The following is a 19832-nucleotide window of genomic DNA, read 5'->3' as shown; positions in this document are numbered from 1 at the left end:
TTTGGGTATTTGAAGATTGACTTATATAGCCACATAAATTTTATTTATCAATATACCTAAAAATTCACGAATAGACATTATCGAAATAAGCCGTATCTTTACTTGGTGTTAACAATTCAATTACCAAGGAGCGGTTACATGTCTGAGTCAGTATCACAACTTCCTCTCGCTGAGTTGCGCCAGCGTATTCGTGAGAATACGTACACCGGCTCGACAAGTGGCCTTGCTCAGGGGTACCTGCAAGCCAACCTTGTGATCTTGCCTGTCGATTGGGCCAATGAGTTTTTGCTGTTTTGCCAGCGAAATCCTGTCGCTTGCCCATTGATCGGGATGACTGAGCCGGGGGAGAAGCACCTGGCTGAGATCGGGTTGGATATAGATATCAGCAGAGATGTCCCTGAGTACCATGTGTTCTACGAGGGAAAATTTGAGCATGCTTGCTCGGATTTGGCTGATCGCTGGCGTGATGATTTGGTGACTTTTGTCTTGGGTTGTTCGTTCTCGTTTGAGGAGGCAATGCTGCAAACCGGGTTGCGGGTTCGCAACATCGACCAGCAGTGCAATGTTTCGATGTACGACACCACTATCCCTTGCCAGCCTGCTGGTCGCTTCCATGGCAACATGGTGGTATCGATGCGTCCATTTATCCCTGCCGATGCGATTCGCGCCATTCAGGTCACGACCCGTTTCCCTAAGGCGCATGGTGCCCCGGTTCATTTTGGCGATCCGGCTGCGATTGGCATCGAAGATATCCACACCCCCAATTATGGTGATGCGGTTGAAATTAAACCGCAGGAAGTCCCGGTATTCTGGGCGTGCGGCGTAACTCCCCAAAACGTCATGCGTAATAGCAAGCCACCGTTTTGTATCACTCACGCGCCGGGCAAGATGCTGATCACAGACAGACTAAATAATGAGTTCGCCTTCCTGTAAGCCAGATAAGGAGCGAGGCAAGAAGCCAGACAAGGAGATAGTAATGAAAATTAACTGTGATATGGGTGAAAGCTTTGGTCTTTGGCAGCTTGGCAACGACGAGCAGGTGATGCCGTATCTGGATATGGCCAATATCGCTTGCGGCATGCATGCTTCAGATCCGGTTGTGATGAAGAAAACGGTCCAGCTAGCCAAACAGCATGGAGTGACGATTGGGGCGCACCCCGGTTATCCCGACTTACAAGGCTTTGGTCGAAGGCATATGGCAATGAGCCAAGATGAGCTAATTGCTTTCTTTATCTACCAGCTTGGCGCACTGCAGGCGATCTGCCAAAGTGAATCGACAGCGCTAGGCTATGTCAAACCCCATGGCGCACTCTATAACGCCATGATGAAAGACGATGCGGTTTTTCAGGCGTTGCTATCAGGGGTGAAACAATTTAATTCCCAGTTACCTCTGGTTGTAATGGCTGTACCGGATCATGCCCGTTATCAAGATCTCGCGGCGACTTATGGCATTCAGCTGTGGTTCGAAGCCTTTGTTGACAGGGCATACGATGATGATGGACGACTAACACCTCGCACGGTTGCGGGCTCTAGCCATACCACGCTTGAGAAGATAGAGCAGCAGGCTATTCAGCTTATTGATGAACAAAGTGTCACCACCCTGTCCGGTAAAAAAGTGGCTATTCATGCCGATACTCTATGTATTCATGGAGATGGGGCATTGTCACTGCCTACTGCTAGGTTGCTTCACCAGAAGGTGAACGGCCTATGAGGATGTTACCTGTCAATGAAAACACGATCATCGTGTATTTTTCAGATACCGTGAGCCCCGCAACGGCTGATAGGGTAGCGGCGGCATTACCTGTGATTCAGTCCCACCTAGGACAGTACGTGGTTGATATTGTCCCTTCCTATACCTCAATCCTGATCAGCTTTGATCTCGTTACCATCGGGCTACGCAATTTTAGCCTACAGCTTCAAAGGGTATTGGCAGAGTGTGACAATAGCATTTCGAACCGCCAGGTGAAGACGATTGAGCTGCCTGTGTATTATGGCCCTGAGGTAGCATTGGATGCAGATGAAATTTGTGCCCATACAGGGCTGACTTTCGACGAAGTGATCCAAATTCATGTTGCAACGACCTATCGCGTTTATGCCATTGGCTTTGCGCCGGGTTTCGCCTATTTGGGGAATACTGATAAGCGGATTGAAATCCCACGTAAACAGACACCAAGACTGAAAGTGCCAACGGGAAGCTTGGCGCTAGCTGATCGCCAGACAGCAATCTACCCTAAGCAGTCACCCGGTGGCTGGCAGGTGATCGGCCGAACGCCGATTAGCCTCATCGATTTCGAGCGGGATAACCTCACGTTATTCGAGATGGGGGCACAGGTCTCTTTCACCCCGATTGATAAGGCGACATTCCTTGATATGGGAGGCGTCCTGCTCCCCGAGGAAATGACCCAGGAAAGGGAGGTTGCATGACCCTTCGAATTTTAACGCCAGGTCCACTTAGCCTGCTGCAAGACCTTGGACGATTCGGCCATCAGTCTATCGGGGTAAGCACCGGTGGTCCCATGGATGAGCACGCTTTCCTGTGGGCTAACCGCTTGCTCGATAACGAGCGTAATGCCGCCCAAATCGAAGTGACCATGGGGCAGTTTAGTTGTGAGTTCTATACGGAAACCACGATTGCCATCACTGGCGCAGACATGGGGGCGACCCTAAATGACCAACCTATTGAAGCGTGGCAGTCTTATTCTATAAAGCAGGGGGATAGGCTGGCGTTACGAGGAGCTCGAGCGGGGATGCGGGCTTATCTTGCTGTGAAAGGTGGATTTAAAGCCCCTCAATCCCTTGATAGCTGCGCGACGGTAATCCGAGATCAGCTAGGAGGTTTGCATGGAGCTGGAGAAAAACTCAGCGCCAAGGACTTACTGCGTTACTCGGTCAGTAAACCTATTTTGACCAAACGGGTGCCCCACCACTTTATTCCGGCTTACAGCCAGTCTTTGATCCTTGAAGTGATCCTTGGCTATCAATCTGAAGATTTTTCACCTGTGGAGCGAGAGCGCTTTTTTAGTTCTACCTATACCCTGACTCCGCAAATGGATCGGATGGGCTGCCGTTTATCTGGTGAGGCGATTGAATGCCAGCGAAAGAACTTGGTGTCAGAAGGAATAGCCCTGGGTGCGATCCAGATCCCCGCCGATGGCCAGCCGATCATTTTGCTCAAAGACAGGCAGACTATAGGTGGTTACCCCAAAATTGGTTGCGTGACGGCAAAGGGGGTGAGTCAACTGGCGCAGTGTTTGCCAGGAGCTGAAATTCGGTTTGTTGAAAAGGATATATACCAAGCTGAAGCCGAACGAATGGTAGAACAAGAGTTTTTCCGAGGTTATGTGGGAAAGCGGCGCTGCCAGACAGCGCGTGTATCGACTAACTGAAAAAAGAAATATAAAGAGCAGCATTTGGATGTCGCTGCATTGAAACACTTACAGGAGTAATACATGACAACAGAGAGAGTGGTTCAACAACCTGCAAGCAGCCCTATTGCGCAGCCGTCAGTTCCGGGGCGTTTTAACTGGTCATTGATCATGGGCGCGGCATTCCTGATGGCAACATCGGCCGTCGGCCCCGGTTTTTTAACCCAGACCACTGTGTTCACCCAGACCCTTGGGGCAAGCTTTGCCTTTGTGATTTTGGTTTCGATCATTCTAGATATCGGCGCCCAGCTCAACATTTGGCGGGTAATTGTCGTTTCGAAAAAGCGTGCTCAAGATATTGCGAATGACTTGCTTCCGGGGCTTGGTATCGCAATAGCCGGTACTGTTGCACTGGGTGGGCTGGCCTTCAATATCGGTAATCTTGGTGGCGCTGGTATGGGGATGAATGTGCTGTTTCCGGGGATCACACCCGTTGCCGGGGCGGCGATCAGTGCGGTGATAGCCATTACCATCTTTTTGCTCAAAGATGCAGGTAAAGTGATGGATCGCTTTACTATTGTGATGGGCGGTTCGTTGATTGCGATGACACTGTATGTACTCTTTTCGACTTCTCCTCCAGTTGGCGCAGCGCTGTACCGTTCGGTCTGGCCGGAAAAACTGAATGTGCTGGCGATTATAACCCTGGTCGGCGGTACGGTGGGTGGCTACATCACCTTTGCGGGTGCACACCGCTTAATTGATGCCGGCGTCACGGGCAAAGAGGCGCTACCTCAGGTCAACCGGGGCTCGGTATCCGCGATTAGCTTGGCGTCTTTGGTGCGTGTGATTCTGTTCTTGGCCGCACTGGGCGTGATCAGTACCGGTGTTGTATTGGACCCGGAAAACCCACCGGCGTCGATGTTCCAGCACGCTGCGGGCAATGTGGGCTACAAGATTTTTGGGTTGGTACTGTGGACGGCGGCAATTACCTCGGTCATAGGTGCAGCGTATACGTCGGTGTCATTTTTGAAAACACTTCACCCGTTTATCGAGCGCAACTCTCGTGCCTTTATTATTGGCTTTATCATTACCTCTAGCTTGATCTTCTGCTTTATCGGCAGGCCTGTCACCTTGCTAATCGTTGCTGGCGCGCTGAACGGCTTTATCCTGCCGGTGACACTCGGCATCATGCTGATCGCAGCCCGTAAAGCATCCATTGTCGGCAAAGACTATAAGCATCCTGTTTGGCTATCAGTTTTCGGCTGGTTAATTACGGTGATGATGGCTGCAATGAGTCTTTATACCTTATACACCATGTTATTTGGTTGACCGGAATGATGCAGTAAAGCCCTTGCTGGCCAGTTGGTTAGTAAGGGCTTTTATATTCACTGCTTGTTTTTTCTTCGTACTATCACCAGTATCAAAGTGCATTTGAGTTGCCTGTATCTCTCATGTAACCTTCTTCGCCGTATCAATATTATGAAAAAACAAACAGCTATGTGGTGAAGAGAAAATGAGTGATCGATATGTAAAGGGAACGGACAAGCTCAATGAGCTTGATCCCAATGCGGTAGACGCAATGACGCAACAGTTCGCGGACATATGCCCAGATCTCGCCAGGTACACCATCGAATATCCGTTTGGTGATGTGCTCCAACGTGAGGGGGTGGATTTCAAAACCCGAGAGCTAGCCACCATTGCAGCATTAACCGCGATGGGCAATTGCCAGCCCCAGCTTAAAGGGCACATCAAAGGCGCGCTCAATATTGGCTGCACGCAAAAGGAGATCACTGAAATCATCTTGCAGATGTCGGTGTATGCCGGTTTTCCTGCCGCTATCAATGGCATGAATATCGCCAAGGAAGTGTTTGAAGAAGCGTAGAGGTGTCAGGTGTTGGGCTGGAATGGTGACAATGCAGGGTGAACGCTATGCGGGCATTATCAACGGAACCGCTTAGCCCGCGGAGGTCGATACAATAACCTAAACTCAAAATGTTAATGTCTAACGACAGTCGTTGGCTTCGAGCATTTGAGGTTGGAAAACATGAAAATCTATTTGTGGCATCTGTGGGAGCTCTTGAGGACGAGCTTTTGGTTTGTTCCTCTTTTTATGATGTTTCTCTCAGCTGTAATAGCCATTGCTACAATATGGGTTGATCTTCATGTTCACCTCTCTGGACTACCTTTGCAATCTTGGCTAATTTCAGCCAGCCCTGATAACGCGGCTGGCCTCATTTCGACGATCGCAAGCTCGATTATTACTGTCGCTGGGGTCGTATTTTCAATGACAATGGTGGTGCTCTCTTTGGCCTCCAGCCAACTAGGGCCGCGTCTACTGCGCAACTTTATCCGTGATCCCATCACTCAAATCGGGTTGGGCATCTTCACGTCAACCTTTTTATATTGCTTGCTCATTTTGGCCTGGCTACTCACCTTAGCGGAAAGTAATGTCAGGCTACAATTGTCTTTGAGTATTGCTATTTTTTTAGCACTAACCTGTTTGATAATGCTGATCCGATATATTCACCATGTCGCTGTGTTTATTCAAGCTGATACTTTGATTCAGTCTGTATCGGATGAACTGTGTTGTGCTATTGATACTCTTTATCCTGATGATATTCATGACGATAATACTGAACTTGTTATGAACGCCGGTATTGATGGGCCTCCTTCTCGCTTTCACATTCCGTCTTTATCCAATGGATACATTCAAGCTGTGGATTTGCAAAAGCTATTCTTGCTCGCTAAAGAACAGGAATCCACAATAGAGTTACTTTACCAGCCAGGTGAATTCATTATTGAAAATATCCCATTAGCGATCATTTACCATCATGAGAGCCCAAAGAAAACGGTGGTAAAAGCAATAAATCAATGCTTTATAGTGGGAGACGTCGCAACACCGGAGCAAGATATTGTCTTTAATGTGCGTCAACTTGAAGAGGTTGCTTTGCGAGCTCTTTCTTCTGGTATAAATGATCCTAGAACGGCGATCGCATGTATCAATCGGTTGACTATAGCCCTAGGGCTTTTGCTGCGGCGAAAGTTTCCTCCCAACAATCACTATGACGAAAACCAAAATTTGTGCTTGATTGTAAATAATGTGAATTTTGAAAATATTGCCGATGCCGCGTTTGATCAAATACGACACAACTGCAACCAAAATCATGCCGTCTCCCTTTCTCTGCTCGACAGTCTACTTATGCTTGCTAAGCAAGCCATACGAACCGTCGATAAACATGCCATTGAAAAACATGCTGTATTAGTTTCAAATGCTTGTATTGAAAGTTCTAATGAGCCAGTAGATAGAGCAAAGATAGAAATAAAACTTAAAGCAATAAGGGAGACCTTACAGCAAAACTCCGCAACCTTTACTAATATCTAAACACCCAAATATCAGTTTGCTTGTAAAAAGGTATCTCATATGGATCGCAAAGCACTTATAGACAACTTACATAAGCAGTTGCTTCGTTGGAATACAGAGATCGATAAACTGGAATTAAAAGCCCAGCAAGCTTCTGGAGAAGCGAAGCGTGATTTGGACAATACAGTAGCGGACATGAAGCAACGCAAAGAAGAGGCTAAAACAAGAGTTGCCGAGCTACAACATGCCAGCGATAGTGCCTGGGAGGAGATTAAAAATGGTGCAGATGAAGCCTTTGACTCGTTAAAGCGTGCTTTCGAATCTGCAAAGTCTAAATTTTAGTCTGGCTCTACGCCTGTGAGTGATGGTGGAATTAATTTAGGGCTGTTTTCAGTCCTATTATCCCCGTGAATCATCATCGAAACTACGATGGGTTGTATTGTCTGCATCATAATCATTTTGCATGATAATACCTTTACCCTCTTTTTTCTCAATATCGATACTCAATCTTTGGTAAAGCCCTAATGCCACGACAGAGATTGAAGAAACCAAAATAAGGCATGCTGGATAAATTAAAAGGTGTAAATCTTCTGTTCCCGCTTTAAATATGTATACCAAGCCTTCAATGCTAACCGCGATGGATATAATAACCATTATTTTAGTAATCGTTCTACGTGCTTCTTCTGGGTCACGAAGCTCCTTATCGTGAAAAACGTCTTCTTCTATCATATATCGAGCAACATCAACGATGGCAGCGGCGATAATCGTGGCGCCAATTGACTGAAGTATAAGAGGTAAAAACTCTTCTTTATTGTCTGCGAGAAGATGGATAATTATTTCGTATACAGACCACACCATCGTGATCAATGCAATGGCAATAAGTATCAAGGCTGCAAAAAAATGAATCACAGTCAACAGTTGCGAAAATATCTTCTCCATAAAACCCTTGTAAACAGTAAGCTTGAAAATGGTTAGTGAGAAATAGTGAATAGAGCAATATTAAATTATTATAGTATGAAACCTTGTTGGTGTTTTTACATCGCGATGTATAAAAGCTGATCTACAGCGCTGTTTCACCGTTCGGCTTGGGCTAAGTTGGATAGGTAAGTTCTGTTTCTTCGCCTGGTGGGTTTAGCCTTAAGGGGGGCGGGCTATGGTTCAATCTTTGGGCGTAAAATTACCTTTTGCCATTTCCAAGGAGCGGTTTGGCGGCCTGCTCTTGATCACATGCTGCCTACTGGCCTTTGCTTGGGCAACGCTTCACTTACCGTCTTATACGGCATTTAAACATTTCCCCCTTACAGAGAGTGTTACATGGCAGCTTTTTGTCAATGACGCCCTGATGGTGCTCTTCTTTTTAATGGTTGGCCTTGAGTTAAGCAACGAAGCAAAGAGTGGGGCATTTAGAACGCTTCGAGCCATATTGCTGCCATTTGCCTCTGCATGCATGGGTTTTCTTTGCCCTGCGGTGATTTACCTATTCTTAGTCGGTGGTGTTGCCTCACCGCTCGCTAATGGCTGGGCTATCGTCACCGCAACTGACATAGCGCTAGCACTGGGGTTGTTGTCATTGTGCAGCCGCGTACCTGTAAGCCTCAAAATGTTTTTGCTTGCCGTGGCTATCTTTGACGATGTGCTGGCGATTATCACAATTGCTTTGTTTTATACCGCCACCGTAGAGATGGCTTATGTGGGGTTGTCTTTGTTGATGACCACTTTGATATTCGTGTTGTCCTACCGTCAGGTCAAAAGTGCACTCTTATATGTGATGCTTGGTGCTGGCTTGTGGTTTGCACTACTGCAAGCGGGTATCCACCCTGTGCTTGCGGGCGTAGTTATTGGCATAGCCCTTAGCCAGAGTGGGTGTGCAATTGACCACAAGACAGAGTCTATCTTACAGTGGGCAGTCACCTTGCTGGTGCTGCCTTTATTTGCTATTTCGAACGCCGGGGTATCGCTGTCTGATGCGTTTAGTGCTGTCGGGTTTATCGAGCCCATTGCGATTTATGTGGCTATTGCGATGCTGGTCGGCAAGCCTTTGGGGGTATTTGGCACGGTGTGGCTGGGGGTTAAATTCAAGCTATTTGAACTGCCGGAAGCGACGAATATGCTGATGGTTTTTGCCATGTCGATTTTTTGCAGTATTGGCTTAACGCTGTCACTGTTTATTGGTGAGCTGTCAGATTTGGAAAGCGGCCATTATAAACTGGGTATTGTATTGGCGGCCTTGATAGCGAGCCTGTTAGGCTTGGTGATAATGTCCATTGCAACCAGGCAGCGCAAGGAGGTTATAAATACAGGGGTTATTAATAAGAAAGGTGAGAATTAAACTTTCCTAGTGAAGTTGAATGTTTATGAGCAGGGGGAGGTATGCCTCACCCTGCTTGATGTTGTTTTTGTATGAAGTTGTTTTTTATGAAGCTGTTTTGTAAGAATTTGTGCAGCAATTTTTACTGCATCAAGCTCTTGGACTTGATTGCCTTTTTCGACAGCTCCTTGGCGAATTCGGCAATATCCGCTTCAATAGTCCGCACTGCCTGCTGCATCTCATCCATATCGATGTTTTTGATTTCCCGCTCTTCCATTACGATGTCGCCATTGACGATGGTGGTGCTGACATTGCTTGGGTTGGCCTGGTACACCAAAGTCGCGTACGGGTTGTAATTGGGCATCATGTTCGGCGACTGGGTCTCGACAATGATGATATCGGCCTTCTTGCCCACTTCCAGCGAGCCGATCTGATCTTCCATGTGAAGTGCCCGTGCCCCACCGATGGTGGATAGCTCAATTACTTGCTCCGGGATCATGATGGTGCGGTCGTTATGCTTGAGGCGCTGCATATTGGCGGTATAGCTCAAGGTACGCCATAGGTCGACTTGGTTTGAGCTCATTGGCCCGTCGGTGCCTAGCCCCAAACGCAGTCCTTGGCGGTACATTTCCCATGCCGGGGCAATACCGGTTGCCCCTTTGGCGTTGGCCATCGGATTGTGCGCCACGCTGGCATCTGCTTCTTTGATCAGATCAATGTCATTCTGGTCAAGGTGGATACCGTGGGCCAGTACCATGCGGTTATCAAGTACGCCAATTTCCTTCAGCCAAGCGACTGGACTAAGCTTCTGGTCATTGCCTTCGATACGCTCGGCTTCATTGCCAAACTCGGCAACGTGGATCAGCACTGGTGCATCCAGCTTGGCTGACAGGCGGTTGATTTCCTGCAGCTTCTCTTTCGAAACAGTATATACCGCGTGCGGCGCGAAGGCCGGGGTGATCAGAGGATCGTTCTGGTACTGCTCGATAAACTGGGTGGCGTAGTCGATGCCGCCGTAAGGCTCCGGTGCATCAACTACCGGGAATTTAATCACAGTTTCACCGAGTACCGCACGCAGGCCGACTTCCTTGGTGGCTCGGGCCATATCATCAACGTGGTAGTACATGTCGGCATAGGTGGTTACACCGCTTTGGGCTAAATCCACAGCACCTAGTTTCGTTGCCTGGTAAATCAAATCACGGCTGAGTTTTTCTTTTTCCAGCGGGAAGAAGTAGGCAAACAGACGGTTCTCAATTCCTTCTTCACCCAAGCCGCGGAACGCGATCATCGGCAGGTGGTTATGGGTATTAATCATGCCCGGCATAACAATGCCATCTTCGGCATCAATGACTTTGGGGGCCTGATAGCGGTTAAGCAGGCTTTCATCACCTACTGCCACAATGGTGTCGTTTTCGATGACGATAACACCATTTTCAATTACATCTTTTTCATCGTTGATGGTAAGCACCTGGCCATTGGTAATGATCAGGCTAGCATTGTATTGAGATTCGGCTTGAGGCTGGAAAGCGGTAGAACAACCAGCAAGTAGCAAAGCGGTTGTGATGATGGAAATTTTAGTTTTCATTGTACTCAGTGGACTATTGATAGAAGGCGCATGCATTGTAGGTATCATTATTCCGCTTGGCAATCGTTTGCTTGGTGGTAATCACGTCGACTTCACGAAAAAGTTACGGTGGGAGTGTGATGTTGGAACATTGATGCATGGCAAAATGAATGTCGTTAAATGACCTCCATCCCAACAGTTTGGGTTGTTAATATCACGCCCGTTTATTTTGATGGCAGAAAACTACTCAAAGGTAACTAATATGAAAAAATCAGCACTTGTTGTCGTAGTGACCGCCGTCATTACAGGGTGCGCTGCGAATCCTGTGACTTACGAAGGCCAACGAGTACGTTATATTGATAATGACCGTGTTGCCGTCGAAATAGAACGGTACTGCGAATGGCTGGGGGATGTATCAGGAAACCAAGGCAATTTCTTTACTGCAGATCTGACGTCTGAGCGAAACATGATGGAAGGAGCACGCAATGATCTCCGGAACGAAGCTGGAAAGCTCGGGGCGACTCACGTTGTCGTGCAGAGTCACAGCTCAGTTCAACCCGAATATGCGATTGGCTCAATTGGACATAATTTCACAGGCTCGGCCTTTAAATGTGACTCTCAAGAAATCAAACAAGCAAGGGCTGAAGAAGCATAATAAGCTAGAGTGTCAGGCAAATATTTTGTCTGTGGGAGTTTAGCGTGCTTTGGGTAACATGAGGAAATATCAGCACCTTGGCTAATCTTATTAGCTATGAGTCTCGTATGCTTAATATCGAAATGGAGAACACAAGATGCTGACTATTTTTTACGACGGTGCCTGCCCGCTGTGTGCGCAAGAGATGGATGCCCTCAAGCGCCATGACTCTAATAACGCTATCCAGCTTGAAGATATTCACCAGGACGACTTTTCCGAGCGCTTTCCTGATGTAGATCCTGACGCGGCGATGAAGATCCTCCATGGGGATCTGGACGGTAAGCCATTGTATGGGCTGGATGTGACGTATTACGCTTGGAGTCTGGTCGGTAAAGCATGGCGAGTCGCGTTTCTGCGCTGGTGGTGGATAAAACCTTTTGCTGACAGGGCTTATCTGTTCTTCGCCAAACATCGTCAGCAAATATCTAGGCTGTTTGTTCGTCGCTCCCGCTGTGACAGCAACTCTTGTTATAAATAACCGCCGTAATCGTACCCCGCGCCATCCAAGCTCAGGCACTTGGGGTTGTAGGTCATGGTATCCAGTGCCTGTTTGGGAACAATCGCCATCGTGCCGTCGGTGTAGGTAATCTCTGCCGCATTGATGATGGCGCAGGCAATACTTGTCGAATCAGAAGCTTTTTGTGTCCAGACGTGGCTCCACAATGGATGTGTCCCTCCTCCCGGTTTCAACGTTTGGCTGAAGTGTAGAGGTTGAACGCCTTCGACTAATGCCCCTTGCTGGTCATAGGCACTGACATGGAAAGTCATTGACTGGATTTCCCTCGGCGAAGTGTTGCGCAGGTAAACCCGAAAACTGGTTTCCCCCTGATGATTCGTTTTTGTGGTGCCGTAGTGGGTAATGGCAATGAGTTTTTGCGGATCGGCCTCGGCTTCCAGTTCAAACTGGTTTCTCATTTCACAGCCGGAAAGGAGCCATACCGCAAGGCTTATGCCAAGGGGTTTCCCAAGGTTGCGCAAGAGGAGTTTCGATGAAATGAAAAGCCACATGAGATTCTGACATTAAGAAAACCGGGGTAGCAATATAGCAATAACCCCACCTGATGAAAATCTGGCGGGGTTACTGCACAGTTGGTAGATACCTAACGCTTAGCCAATAGCGATTTTCTCCTCAGCTTGTTGGATATCCACACTGTCGTTGTTGAAGTCGATGAGTATGGTGTCTGCGCCGGTAAAGATTGCCAGTGTCTGATTGCTAGCGAGCTGATGGGCGATAGGCTGCTTCTCACAGCAAGAGACAATCAGGTGTTCTTGTTGCTCTGGCAACGTCCATTCAAGATGGTACATGTGCTCGCTGGCATCGGAGATCACCTCTTCATCGTGGGAGGTATCGTTGTCATAGCCAAAGGATAACTGCGGGCTGATTTGGTCATGGCTTGGCAAGCTAACCTGATAATGACAGCCTTGCCCTGCGAGGTTAACGTGCGGGCCATCAGTAAAGGCACCAAGTGGGGAATGCAAGCGCCACTGGACCGGCTGCGCCTCGTGCAAGGAGATTTGATCGCAGATCAGCATTCCCTTGCCGTCCACCATCACAAGGGTACGGGTGTAACGATAAGCATCTTCATAGGCAAGTGCCAGCTCGAGCTGAACCAAGCTCCAACCCATTCCTTGTTCCTGTCGAAGTACCTTTGCAGTCGCAGCTTCGTTATCAAGGATTTGGCCATTCCCTTTTTCTTTACCGCCAAATAGCGGCAAGTTATGGGCCTGGGTGGTGCGGGTCCATTGGCTGTGGTGGCCGCTGCCAAAACGGTATCCGTAGCTGCCGCTTGGTGTCAGGATGCTTTCGCCATTATCAAACAAGGCGATATTTCCCTGATCCGCATGGCGGTGGGAGCTATTGCCAAATTGGCTGGCCCGGTAGTATAGCGCCAGCTCATTAGCCTGCATTTTGCCAAGCCCGGCAAAGGCATAGTATTGGCTATATAGCGTTTCTTCGTTATTTAAGCCTGCTTTATCTATGCCTTTTACCTGAGGTGTGTTTGTTGGCGTATTACCTTCAGCAAAAGCCAATTGCTTAACCGTCGGGACGACATCAAGCAAGTGCAGATGGAATACCTCGATTTTCGCTTCTAGTTGTTTGCAGGTTTCACGGGCGTGTTCATCACCGAAACGCTCGGCATAGATCCGCAGCGGGTTCTGGGCAAAAAAGCCCGGCCACTCGCAGCCATCGCGCTTGCACCAGAAGCCATCACCGAACGGGTGGATGTCTTGCTCAGGTGCCACAAAATCCATCGCAAACTGGCAGTAGTTTTTGTAAAACGGGTGGTCATAGAAAGAGAACCCGCTTAGCCGTTCAACCGAAAGGAAGAAAGGGTGGTGCCACTTGCTGTAAGACGATGAGTAGAACGGCCCTTCCGCCCAGCTGCCGTCTTCGCCGCCATAAAATGGCAATACACTCTGGTAGATCATCAGGGCGTAGTTGAGCCAGCGTTCGCACACCTGCTCATCATATTCCTTATGCAGTGCCAGTGCCGCGACACCTAGGTAAGCAGGCAAACGGGAAGTGTGTGAATGGCCCGGGAACTGCTTGAACTGATCTTGCTCTAAGCGCTGTTCCATTTGATAGGCAATACGAACCAGCATTGGCCTGATAAAGTCTTTTTCGCTGTCGGTCAGCAGTGGTGCCAGCCAGTGGTAGGCAAGATACAGGTTGCGGGCCAGAGACAGGCCGACCTCGTCGCCCCAGGTACATGGGCGCAATAGTGAAGCCGGGCCTTCCGGGTTCCATTCCGCCAGTCGCAGCATCAACTGTACGGCCAGCTCACCGCTTTCTTCTTCGCCCCAGATTTTGTAGAGCAGGGTCAGGGCCATCAAATCGCGGTCAATCCAGTTGCGCACGTTGGCAATGGCGGTGCGTTTGCCTTCTTCCTGCCCGCGGCGGTAATGCGTCGGGTAGCTGATGGCATCAATATCAACTAGCTTCGCCGTGTTTTGGAATTTCTGATAAGACTGCGCTGAAAAATCACGAACGCTCGGGATATCCTGGTCAAAATACATCAAAAACTGCTGGTGTTCGCTGCACAGCTCGAACAGCTCTTTGGCGCTTGGCGGCAGGTATGTCTCAGTTTGGCTGTCAATGGCAAACGTCATCCACTGCGAGGTGTTGTTGTCGGTGCCCTGTACCCGCCAGCGATATTGGCCTGAGGACAGTAGGAACGGCAGGCGAAATGGCGAGCTGACATTCTCCCAGCGCCATTGCAGTTGCTTTTCGACATGCTCCAGTTCGATGCTGTAGGTGGCTTGGTAGTCTGACTGTGGCCAGTTGAAACTTGGCGGGTTAACCCGGGCAGGCTTGTTTTGTTCCGGGGTCACAAATTTTTGAAAGTCATGGGTTCGGCGTAGAGACAACATATTACACCTCCTTGTTGTACCAAATATAATCGCCGCTTTGCGGATTGATTTCCCCGATCTGCTTGGCAGGGGATCCAGCCACAATCGCATGGGGAGCGACATCACGGGTAACGACCGCGTTGGCGCACACCAAGGCCGATTTGCCAACGGTGACCCCGGGGGTGATCACGACACCTGATGTCAGCCAAACACCGTCTTCAATGACGACTTTGCCTTTTTCAAGGCAGGTACGAGCGCTGAAGTGGCCCGTTGTCGGATCAAAAAGGTGGTTGGATGCCACGATAGAAACATGCGGCCCAATCAACACATTCTCGCCGATGGAGACGTCGCCGTTGATGTAGCTATACAGGCCGACATAACTGTTTTTGGCAATTTGGTTTTCGCCGATGCGGACGATAGCGCCCGGGGCAATGCGCACCCCTTCGTTTTGGAAGCCGAGGATTTGGGCGCGGGTATTGTCATCCTCGAAGTTGTTGCTTTGGGTGGTGTAGAGCGTGAATTTTTTGAATTCTTCTTCGCTGAGCTCGCCCCCAAAACGTTTTTGTACTGACATGGTTGTCTCCCGAAAAGAGATAGGAGCAAGGCGCTCCTATCTCTATTTATTCAAAATAACTGGTTGTTCAAAATGCTATTTATTAAAAATATACTTTGGTAAATCGCTTAGTTGGTTGCCAACTCGGCACTGGTTGCTTCATTCAGCTTGCGCTTGGAGCGCAGCAGCAGGAAGCCGATAAAGCCGACAATCGAGGCAACCACAACAAACAGCGCACGGCCCCACAATGGGTTTGGAACAAGGGCCAGCGAGGCGAGGAATACCGCTGCAGTTAGAAGCATCTTGCCCAGCATGTCGTGCTGTTTGTTATCCATGCGGATGCTAGCTTCCGTATCTTCAACCACCACTTCAGTGTCGATGTTGTTGAAGAACTTGTTGATTTCCGCTGCGCGCTCTGGCGATGGCTCTTTGTAGAAGAAGCGCGATAGAACAAAGAACGGCAGGGTAATAGACATGTGTCCGATAACACCCAGGGTGACAGACTTCATTTCGGCAAATTCACGGGCGCTGATTGGTGCATCTAGGCCCAGGACCGCTTCAATGGTTTGCGGGGTGATACCGAAGGCGATGATGGCTGACACGCCCATACCGACAAGGATTGTGCCCCAGCCAGCCCAGTCAGGTGTTTTACGGATGAAGAAACACATGATGGAAGGAATAAGCACCGGGAAGCCAACCAGCGTACCGACCAGCATCATCAGGTCAAACAGGCCGAACTCTTTTAGCGAGGTGAGGAACAGACCGGTTACGATGATCACTACACCGAATACCGCAGTTAGGATCTTACTCGCTAGCATCAGGTGTTTTTCAGAGAAGTCTTTACAGAAGTAAGGTTCGTAAACACTTTTCAGGATGATACCTGCGTTACGGTTCAGGGCTGAGTCCATTGAAGACATAGTGGCCGCAAACATTGCCGCTAGCATTAGGCCAACCATACCGACAGGCATTTCACGGCTAACGAAGATGTAGTAGGTCGCATCGGCTACTTTGTCGCCCAGTCCTTCCAAGCCCCAAGTCGCTACATCTGGGTAGTTTCCGGCAACAAACCAGGCTGGCAGGAACCAAATCATAGGGCCAAGGATCATCAGCGAACAAGCTAGAAGCGCAGCCTTACGGGCGTTCTTGGTATCTTTTGATGCAATGAAACGGTAGGAGTCGACCATGTTATTGGTGCTGAAGAACTGCTTGATAAAGATACAGATAAACCAGCCAACAAATAGGTGAGTGTAGCTATAGCCGTCACCGATAAGCTGCTGGGTTGGCAGGCCAACTTCCATCAGGTTACCCACACCGCCCGATTTCCAGATTGCGACCATGGCAGCCACGAACGTCATCACGGTAATGATGATCATCTGCATGAAATCTGATGCGATTACCGCCCAGCTACCACCGACCAGCGACATGAACAGTACAACCAGGCCGGCACCGATGATGGTTTGCTCGAGAGGAACCCCGACAACAGCACTGGTAAATACGGCTAGGCCGTTTAGCCAGATAGCCGCCTGAAGCACACTGAGTGGTACGTTGGCCCAGGTGAAAACTTGCTCGTTTACTTTACCCAGGCGCAGTCTTACACCTTGTAGTGGGCTGATCACACGCATTTGGCGCGCTTTGGCGGCAAAGAAGAGGTAGTTACAGAAATAGCCGAGGGCGTTGGCAATAAAGACCACACCCACTGACATGCCGCTAGTTAGCGCTTTACCCATCAGGCCGGTAAAGGTCATGGCGCTTAGTGCCATCATGAACGCACTGGAGCCCACCATCCACCAGAGCATCCGCCCGCCCCCGCGGAAGTATTCACTGGTATTGGCGGCAGCAGAGCGGAAGACCCAGCCGAGGCTCATCAAAAAGACGAAGTACACGAGTACGACAAGAATATCGATATCCATATTTGTAGGTTCCTATTGTGATAGGGCAAAGGTGTTATAAGGCAACGTTGAGATGTCTCATCCCTTTTGTAGTTGTTTTGGTGCAAGTAACCATGCGGATAAAAAGCATGAGACCTGATACACGTTTCACTATAGAGACCCTTATCAATCCATGGAAATGATATTAATGTATAACAATAATACAAATGGCGAATGGGCAGTTGGATGGATATAAAAACACTCAGAACTTTCATAACCGTGGCGAAATTAAAGAACTTTTCAGCTGCAGCGAGGGAGCTGCATACGGTGCAGCCAACGGTGTCGCGCCATGTGTCCGAGCTGGAGAATGAACTGGGTGTGAAGCTGTTTCAACGCACAACCCATCAGGTTGAGCTGAGTCAAGCGGGAGCAATACTGCTGCCTGAAGCGCTGAATATTATTGCCAACGACCAACGGGTAAAGTCGCTTGTGGGGCAATCCATGGAGCAAGGGGAGTGCCAAATCAATATTGGCTATTTGGCGACGGCCTGTTCGTTCTTCTTGCCGACGCTGCTGAGCAACTTCATGGCGACCAATCCCAACACCCAGGCTAATCTTTTCGAAATGGCGGCTGACGAGCAGTACCAAGCCTTAACCGAAAACAAGATTGATATCGCTTTTTCCCGCCGCCAGCCAAAGCTGGACGGTAACCAGTTTATGGTCGAGAAGATCTACTCTGACCGGCTAATGGCGATTTTGCCGCTTAACCACCCGCTGGCCGAGCGCAAGTCGCTTACCTTGAGCGAGCTTCGTAACGAGCGGTTTATCTTGTTCAGGCCTAATGAGTGGACCGAGATGTATGAACATATCTTGCTGCTTTGCCAGGAAAATGGCTTCTCGCCTAACATCACCTGCCACCCAGATAATATGCGCCATCTGGTGACGTCTGTTTCTTCGGGGCTCGGGATTTCCATTGCTCCCAAGTGCATCAAATTCATTGCCCAGGATAACTGTGTCTGTGTGCCAATTGATGAAGTGAACTTGGTCTTGCCGCTCTACATGTATTACAAACGCGAAGGGCTTGCGCCGCAGTTGTCAGAGCTGGTCAAAGCGTGCCTAAACAAAGCGCCAGATATCCAGCTGATGCTGCAAAGCTGAATACTTGCAAAAAGCTGCCTCCAGCAAGCTGAAACTTCCAGCAATAAAAAAACAGGCTTACCTCTCGGTAAGCCTGTTTGTCATCCAAATGTGGAGCAATTGGAATTCGATAGAGTCAATGGATTAAGCGCTAGCCTCAGCTTCAGTAGCAGCTGCAGCCGGTACTTTCTTGCCAAGTTTCTTCGCCATAGCTTCTTCCATTTTCTCCAAGCTGACGCCTTTGGTTTCTGGTACATATTTCACGACCACAAACATACAGATTAGCGACAGGGCAGCGAACAACCAGAAGCTGAATGCGCCGTTGAAGTTCTCTTTCAGGAAGGCATTTTCGTTCAGCATTGGGAACGACTGGGTAACTAGGAAGCCGGTGAACCACTGCGCACCTACTGCGATAGCCATAGCACGGGAACGGATGCTGTTCGGGAAGATTTCAGAAATCATTGTCCAACATGCGCAGCCCCAAGAGGTTGCGTACGATACTACGTATAGACATAGGGCAAACAGTGCAGCGTAGCCTTCAGTGCCGGTGTACAGCACGAAGCCAACCACTGTCATACCCACAGCACAGCCGAACGTACCGTATTTCATCAATGGCAGACGGCCGACTTTATCAATCAGGTACATACCCAGGGCGTTACCCAGGATGAATACGACACCGACGAAAGTAGTCTGGAACAATGCGTTCTCTGTGCTGCCTGTGATTGGGCGCAGGATTTCCGGCGTGTAGTACATGATGACGTTGATACCGGTCAGCTGCTGTGCTGCGGCGACGAAGGTACCGATGACCAAGATAGCGAACAGCAGCGGTGAGCGCAGGCTAACTTGTTTTTTGCCTGGTTGATTGGAGTCAGCAAGTGATGCCTGGATTTCGCCGATCAGCTGGTCAGCATGTTTCGGGTTAGAGATGCGCGACAAAGTGTCCTTGGCTTCAGAAAGTTTGCCTTTTAGTACCAACCAACGTGGCGACTCAGGGATAAGGAACAATAGACCGGCAAACAAGGCTGCAGGAATAATTTCTGAACCCAGCATCCAGCGCCAGCCCATATCAACCAGCCATGCTTCACTCATGCCTTTAGCAATCAGGTAGTTAACATAGAAAACACCGGTTTGGCCGACAACAGCGGACTGCTGGAACATACTCACGGCACGGCCACGGAAGTCTTTCGGTGCCACTTCCGACATGTACATTGGCGAAACCACACAGGCCAAGCCCACAGCCACACCACCAACGATGCGTAGCATAACGTAGAAAGTAAAGGTGGTTGCCAGCGCAGAACCGATGGCGGAGATCATGAAGAGGATAGCGGCAATGAAGAGGGTTTTACGACGTCCGTATTTTAGAGCGGACCAACCGGCGCTGACGGCACCGATAATACTACCTAGAACAACACTTGATACAGCCCAACCGGTTTGTGCCGGGGTTAAGCCAAAGTGCTCTCTGATAGGACCAATAGCGCCTGAAATAACAGCGGTATCGTAACCTAATAAAATTCCCCCTAGGGCTGCGATACAACAAATTCGAATAATGTAAGCAAAATTATGTTTTCGGGCTTCTGCCGCGGTTGTGGGTGACATGTGTTGCTCCTTGATTTTTTCCCCTTCTCTCACTC

At 49.1% G+C, this 19832-nt stretch carries 19 protein-coding genes; 12 read left to right on the top strand and 7 right to left on the bottom strand.

All coding sequences use genetic code 11. The annotated features are described in order from the left end of the window. The first annotated feature begins 138 nt into the window (after nucleotides 1–138). The 8 genes from R2X38_RS12195 to R2X38_RS12160 all read left to right on the top strand — a co-directional run bounded on the left by R2X38_RS12195 (nucleotide 139) and on the right by R2X38_RS12160 (nucleotide 7068). Nucleotides 139–933: a putative hydro-lyase gene (locus R2X38_RS12195; RefSeq protein WP_317522512.1), complete on the top strand. Its 795-nt coding sequence runs from the start codon at nucleotides 139–141 to the stop codon at nucleotides 931–933. 43 nt (nucleotides 934–976) lie between these two features. Continuing rightward, nucleotides 977–1711: a 5-oxoprolinase subunit PxpA gene (locus tag R2X38_RS12190; protein WP_317522511.1), complete on the top strand. Its 735-nt coding sequence runs from the start codon at nucleotides 977–979 to the stop codon at nucleotides 1709–1711. Continuing rightward, nucleotides 1708–2424 (top strand): 5-oxoprolinase subunit PxpB, encoded by a 717-nt coding sequence (gene pxpB / locus R2X38_RS12185; protein ID WP_317522510.1) that lies wholly within the window; start codon nucleotides 1708–1710, stop codon nucleotides 2422–2424. Before R2X38_RS12190 ends, pxpB begins: the two co-directional genes overlap by 4 nt. Beyond that, the gene (locus R2X38_RS12180) at nucleotides 2421–3386 is read left to right on the top strand and encodes a biotin-dependent carboxyltransferase family protein (RefSeq protein WP_317522509.1); all 966 of its coding nucleotides are present in this window, start codon (nucleotides 2421–2423) and stop codon (nucleotides 3384–3386) included. Before pxpB ends, R2X38_RS12180 begins: the two co-directional genes overlap by 4 nt. A 63-nt stretch (nucleotides 3387–3449) precedes the next feature. Beyond that, entirely contained in the window at nucleotides 3450–4694 is a 1245-nt protein-coding gene (locus R2X38_RS12175; protein WP_317522508.1) for an NRAMP family divalent metal transporter, read from the top strand. A 184-nt stretch (nucleotides 4695–4878) separates the two neighbouring features. After that, the gene (locus R2X38_RS12170; protein ID WP_317522507.1) at nucleotides 4879–5247 is read left to right on the top strand and encodes a carboxymuconolactone decarboxylase family protein; all 369 of its coding nucleotides are present in this window, start codon (nucleotides 4879–4881) and stop codon (nucleotides 5245–5247) included. A gap of 162 nt (nucleotides 5248–5409) precedes the next feature. After that, complete coding sequence (locus R2X38_RS12165; RefSeq protein ID WP_317522506.1) at nucleotides 5410–6747, top strand: DUF2254 domain-containing protein; 1338 nt, start codon at nucleotides 5410–5412, stop codon at nucleotides 6745–6747. Between the two features lie 39 nt (nucleotides 6748–6786). After that, nucleotides 6787–7068 (top strand): hypothetical protein, encoded by a 282-nt coding sequence (locus tag R2X38_RS12160; RefSeq protein WP_317522505.1) that lies wholly within the window; start codon nucleotides 6787–6789, stop codon nucleotides 7066–7068. A gap of 57 nt (nucleotides 7069–7125) precedes the next feature. Here the strand turns inward: R2X38_RS12160 and R2X38_RS12155 are convergent, their stop codons facing one another. Further along, nucleotides 7126–7665 carry a hypothetical protein gene (locus R2X38_RS12155; protein WP_317522504.1) on the bottom strand — a complete coding sequence of 180 codons (540 nt, stop codon included), beginning with the start codon at nucleotides 7663–7665 and terminating at the stop codon, nucleotides 7126–7128. 214 nt (nucleotides 7666–7879) lie between these two features. Between R2X38_RS12155 and R2X38_RS12150 the strand changes: the two genes are divergently transcribed. Continuing rightward, nucleotides 7880–9055 carry a Na+/H+ antiporter NhaA gene (locus R2X38_RS12150; protein WP_317522503.1) on the top strand — a complete coding sequence of 392 codons (1176 nt, stop codon included), beginning with the start codon at nucleotides 7880–7882 and terminating at the stop codon, nucleotides 9053–9055. 121 nt (nucleotides 9056–9176) lie between these two features. Here the strand turns inward: R2X38_RS12150 and R2X38_RS12145 are convergent, their stop codons facing one another. Then, the gene (locus R2X38_RS12145) at nucleotides 9177–10619 is read right to left on the bottom strand and encodes an amidohydrolase (RefSeq protein WP_317522501.1); all 1443 of its coding nucleotides are present in this window, start codon (nucleotides 10617–10619) and stop codon (nucleotides 9177–9179) included. A gap of 241 nt (nucleotides 10620–10860) precedes the next feature. On the opposite strand from R2X38_RS12145, the gene R2X38_RS12140 reads away from it, so the two are divergent. Together R2X38_RS12140 and R2X38_RS12135 are read left to right on the top strand one after the other, a co-directional pair. Continuing rightward, nucleotides 10861–11253: a DUF4156 domain-containing protein gene (locus R2X38_RS12140; protein WP_317522500.1), complete on the top strand. Its 393-nt coding sequence runs from the start codon at nucleotides 10861–10863 to the stop codon at nucleotides 11251–11253. Nucleotides 11254–11389: 136 nt separating this feature from the next. Further along, nucleotides 11390–11770, top strand: a complete 381-nt coding sequence (locus tag R2X38_RS12135; protein ID WP_317522499.1) for a DUF393 domain-containing protein — start codon at nucleotides 11390–11392, stop codon at nucleotides 11768–11770. Here R2X38_RS12135 and R2X38_RS12130 read toward each other — a convergent pair. The 4 genes from R2X38_RS12130 to R2X38_RS12115 form a co-directional block, all read right to left on the bottom strand. Continuing rightward, nucleotides 11761–12207: a hypothetical protein gene (locus tag R2X38_RS12130; RefSeq protein WP_317522498.1), complete on the bottom strand. Its 447-nt coding sequence runs from the start codon at nucleotides 12205–12207 to the stop codon at nucleotides 11761–11763. The two genes, R2X38_RS12135 and R2X38_RS12130, sit on opposite strands and share 10 nt — an antisense overlap. A 192-nt stretch (nucleotides 12208–12399) precedes the next feature. Next, nucleotides 12400–14664 carry a heparinase II/III family protein gene (locus tag R2X38_RS12125; protein ID WP_317522497.1) on the bottom strand — a complete coding sequence of 755 codons (2265 nt, stop codon included), beginning with the start codon at nucleotides 14662–14664 and terminating at the stop codon, nucleotides 12400–12402. A 1-nt stretch (nucleotide 14665) separates the two neighbouring features. Then, nucleotides 14666–15217, bottom strand: coding sequence for an acyltransferase (locus R2X38_RS12120; protein ID WP_317522496.1), 552 nt, complete (start codon nucleotides 15215–15217; stop codon nucleotides 14666–14668). Nucleotides 15218–15324: 107 nt separating this feature from the next. After that, nucleotides 15325–17106, bottom strand: coding sequence for a sodium:solute symporter family transporter (locus tag R2X38_RS12115; RefSeq protein WP_317522495.1), 1782 nt, complete (start codon nucleotides 17104–17106; stop codon nucleotides 15325–15327). A gap of 204 nt (nucleotides 17107–17310) precedes the next feature. On the opposite strand from R2X38_RS12115, the gene R2X38_RS12110 reads away from it, so the two are divergent. Further along, entirely contained in the window at nucleotides 17311–18222 is a 912-nt protein-coding gene (locus tag R2X38_RS12110) for a LysR family transcriptional regulator (protein ID WP_317522494.1), read from the top strand. A gap of 123 nt (nucleotides 18223–18345) precedes the next feature. Here R2X38_RS12110 and R2X38_RS12105 read toward each other — a convergent pair whose 3' ends face one another. Next, entirely contained in the window at nucleotides 18346–19797 is a 1452-nt protein-coding gene (locus tag R2X38_RS12105) for a sugar porter family MFS transporter (protein ID WP_317522493.1), read from the bottom strand. Nucleotides 19798–19832: the final 35 nt, after the last annotated feature.

The organism is Photobacterium rosenbergii (assembly GCF_033022775.1).
GTDB lineage: Bacteria > Pseudomonadota > Gammaproteobacteria > Enterobacterales > Vibrionaceae > Photobacterium > Photobacterium rosenbergii_A.
This window is presented reverse-complemented; position numbering and strand designations above follow the sequence as displayed.

Coding starts and splice junctions, on each gene's coding strand:
- R2X38_RS12195 (WP_317522512.1), top strand. CDS start 139: ATGTCTGAGTCAGTATCACAACTTCCTCTCGCTGAGTTGCGCCAGCGT.
- R2X38_RS12190 (WP_317522511.1), top strand. CDS start 977: ATGAAAATTAACTGTGATATGGGTGAAAGCTTTGGTCTTTGGCAGCTT.
- pxpB (WP_317522510.1), top strand. CDS start 1,708: ATGAGGATGTTACCTGTCAATGAAAACACGATCATCGTGTATTTTTCA.
- R2X38_RS12180 (WP_317522509.1), top strand. CDS start 2,421: ATGACCCTTCGAATTTTAACGCCAGGTCCACTTAGCCTGCTGCAAGAC.
- R2X38_RS12175 (WP_317522508.1), top strand. CDS start 3,450: ATGACAACAGAGAGAGTGGTTCAACAACCTGCAAGCAGCCCTATTGCG.
- R2X38_RS12170 (WP_317522507.1), top strand. CDS start 4,879: ATGAGTGATCGATATGTAAAGGGAACGGACAAGCTCAATGAGCTTGAT.
- R2X38_RS12165 (WP_317522506.1), top strand. CDS start 5,410: ATGAAAATCTATTTGTGGCATCTGTGGGAGCTCTTGAGGACGAGCTTT.
- R2X38_RS12160 (WP_317522505.1), top strand. CDS start 6,787: ATGGATCGCAAAGCACTTATAGACAACTTACATAAGCAGTTGCTTCGT.
- R2X38_RS12155 (WP_317522504.1), bottom strand. CDS start 7,665: ATGGAGAAGATATTTTCGCAACTGTTGACTGTGATTCATTTTTTTGCA.
- R2X38_RS12150 (WP_317522503.1), top strand. CDS start 7,880: ATGGTTCAATCTTTGGGCGTAAAATTACCTTTTGCCATTTCCAAGGAG.
- R2X38_RS12145 (WP_317522501.1), bottom strand. CDS start 10,619: ATGAAAACTAAAATTTCCATCATCACAACCGCTTTGCTACTTGCTGGT.
- R2X38_RS12140 (WP_317522500.1), top strand. CDS start 10,861: ATGAAAAAATCAGCACTTGTTGTCGTAGTGACCGCCGTCATTACAGGG.
- R2X38_RS12135 (WP_317522499.1), top strand. CDS start 11,390: ATGCTGACTATTTTTTACGACGGTGCCTGCCCGCTGTGTGCGCAAGAG.
- R2X38_RS12130 (WP_317522498.1), bottom strand. CDS start 12,207: ATGAGAAACCAGTTTGAACTGGAAGCCGAGGCCGATCCGCAAAAACTC.
- R2X38_RS12125 (WP_317522497.1), bottom strand. CDS start 14,664: ATGTTGTCTCTACGCCGAACCCATGACTTTCAAAAATTTGTGACCCCG.
- R2X38_RS12120 (WP_317522496.1), bottom strand. CDS start 15,217: ATGTCAGTACAAAAACGTTTTGGGGGCGAGCTCAGCGAAGAAGAATTC.
- R2X38_RS12115 (WP_317522495.1), bottom strand. CDS start 17,106: ATGGATATCGATATTCTTGTCGTACTCGTGTACTTCGTCTTTTTGATG.
- R2X38_RS12110 (WP_317522494.1), top strand. CDS start 17,311: ATGGATATAAAAACACTCAGAACTTTCATAACCGTGGCGAAATTAAAG.
- R2X38_RS12105 (WP_317522493.1), bottom strand. CDS start 19,797: ATGTCACCCACAACCGCGGCAGAAGCCCGAAAACATAATTTTGCTTAC.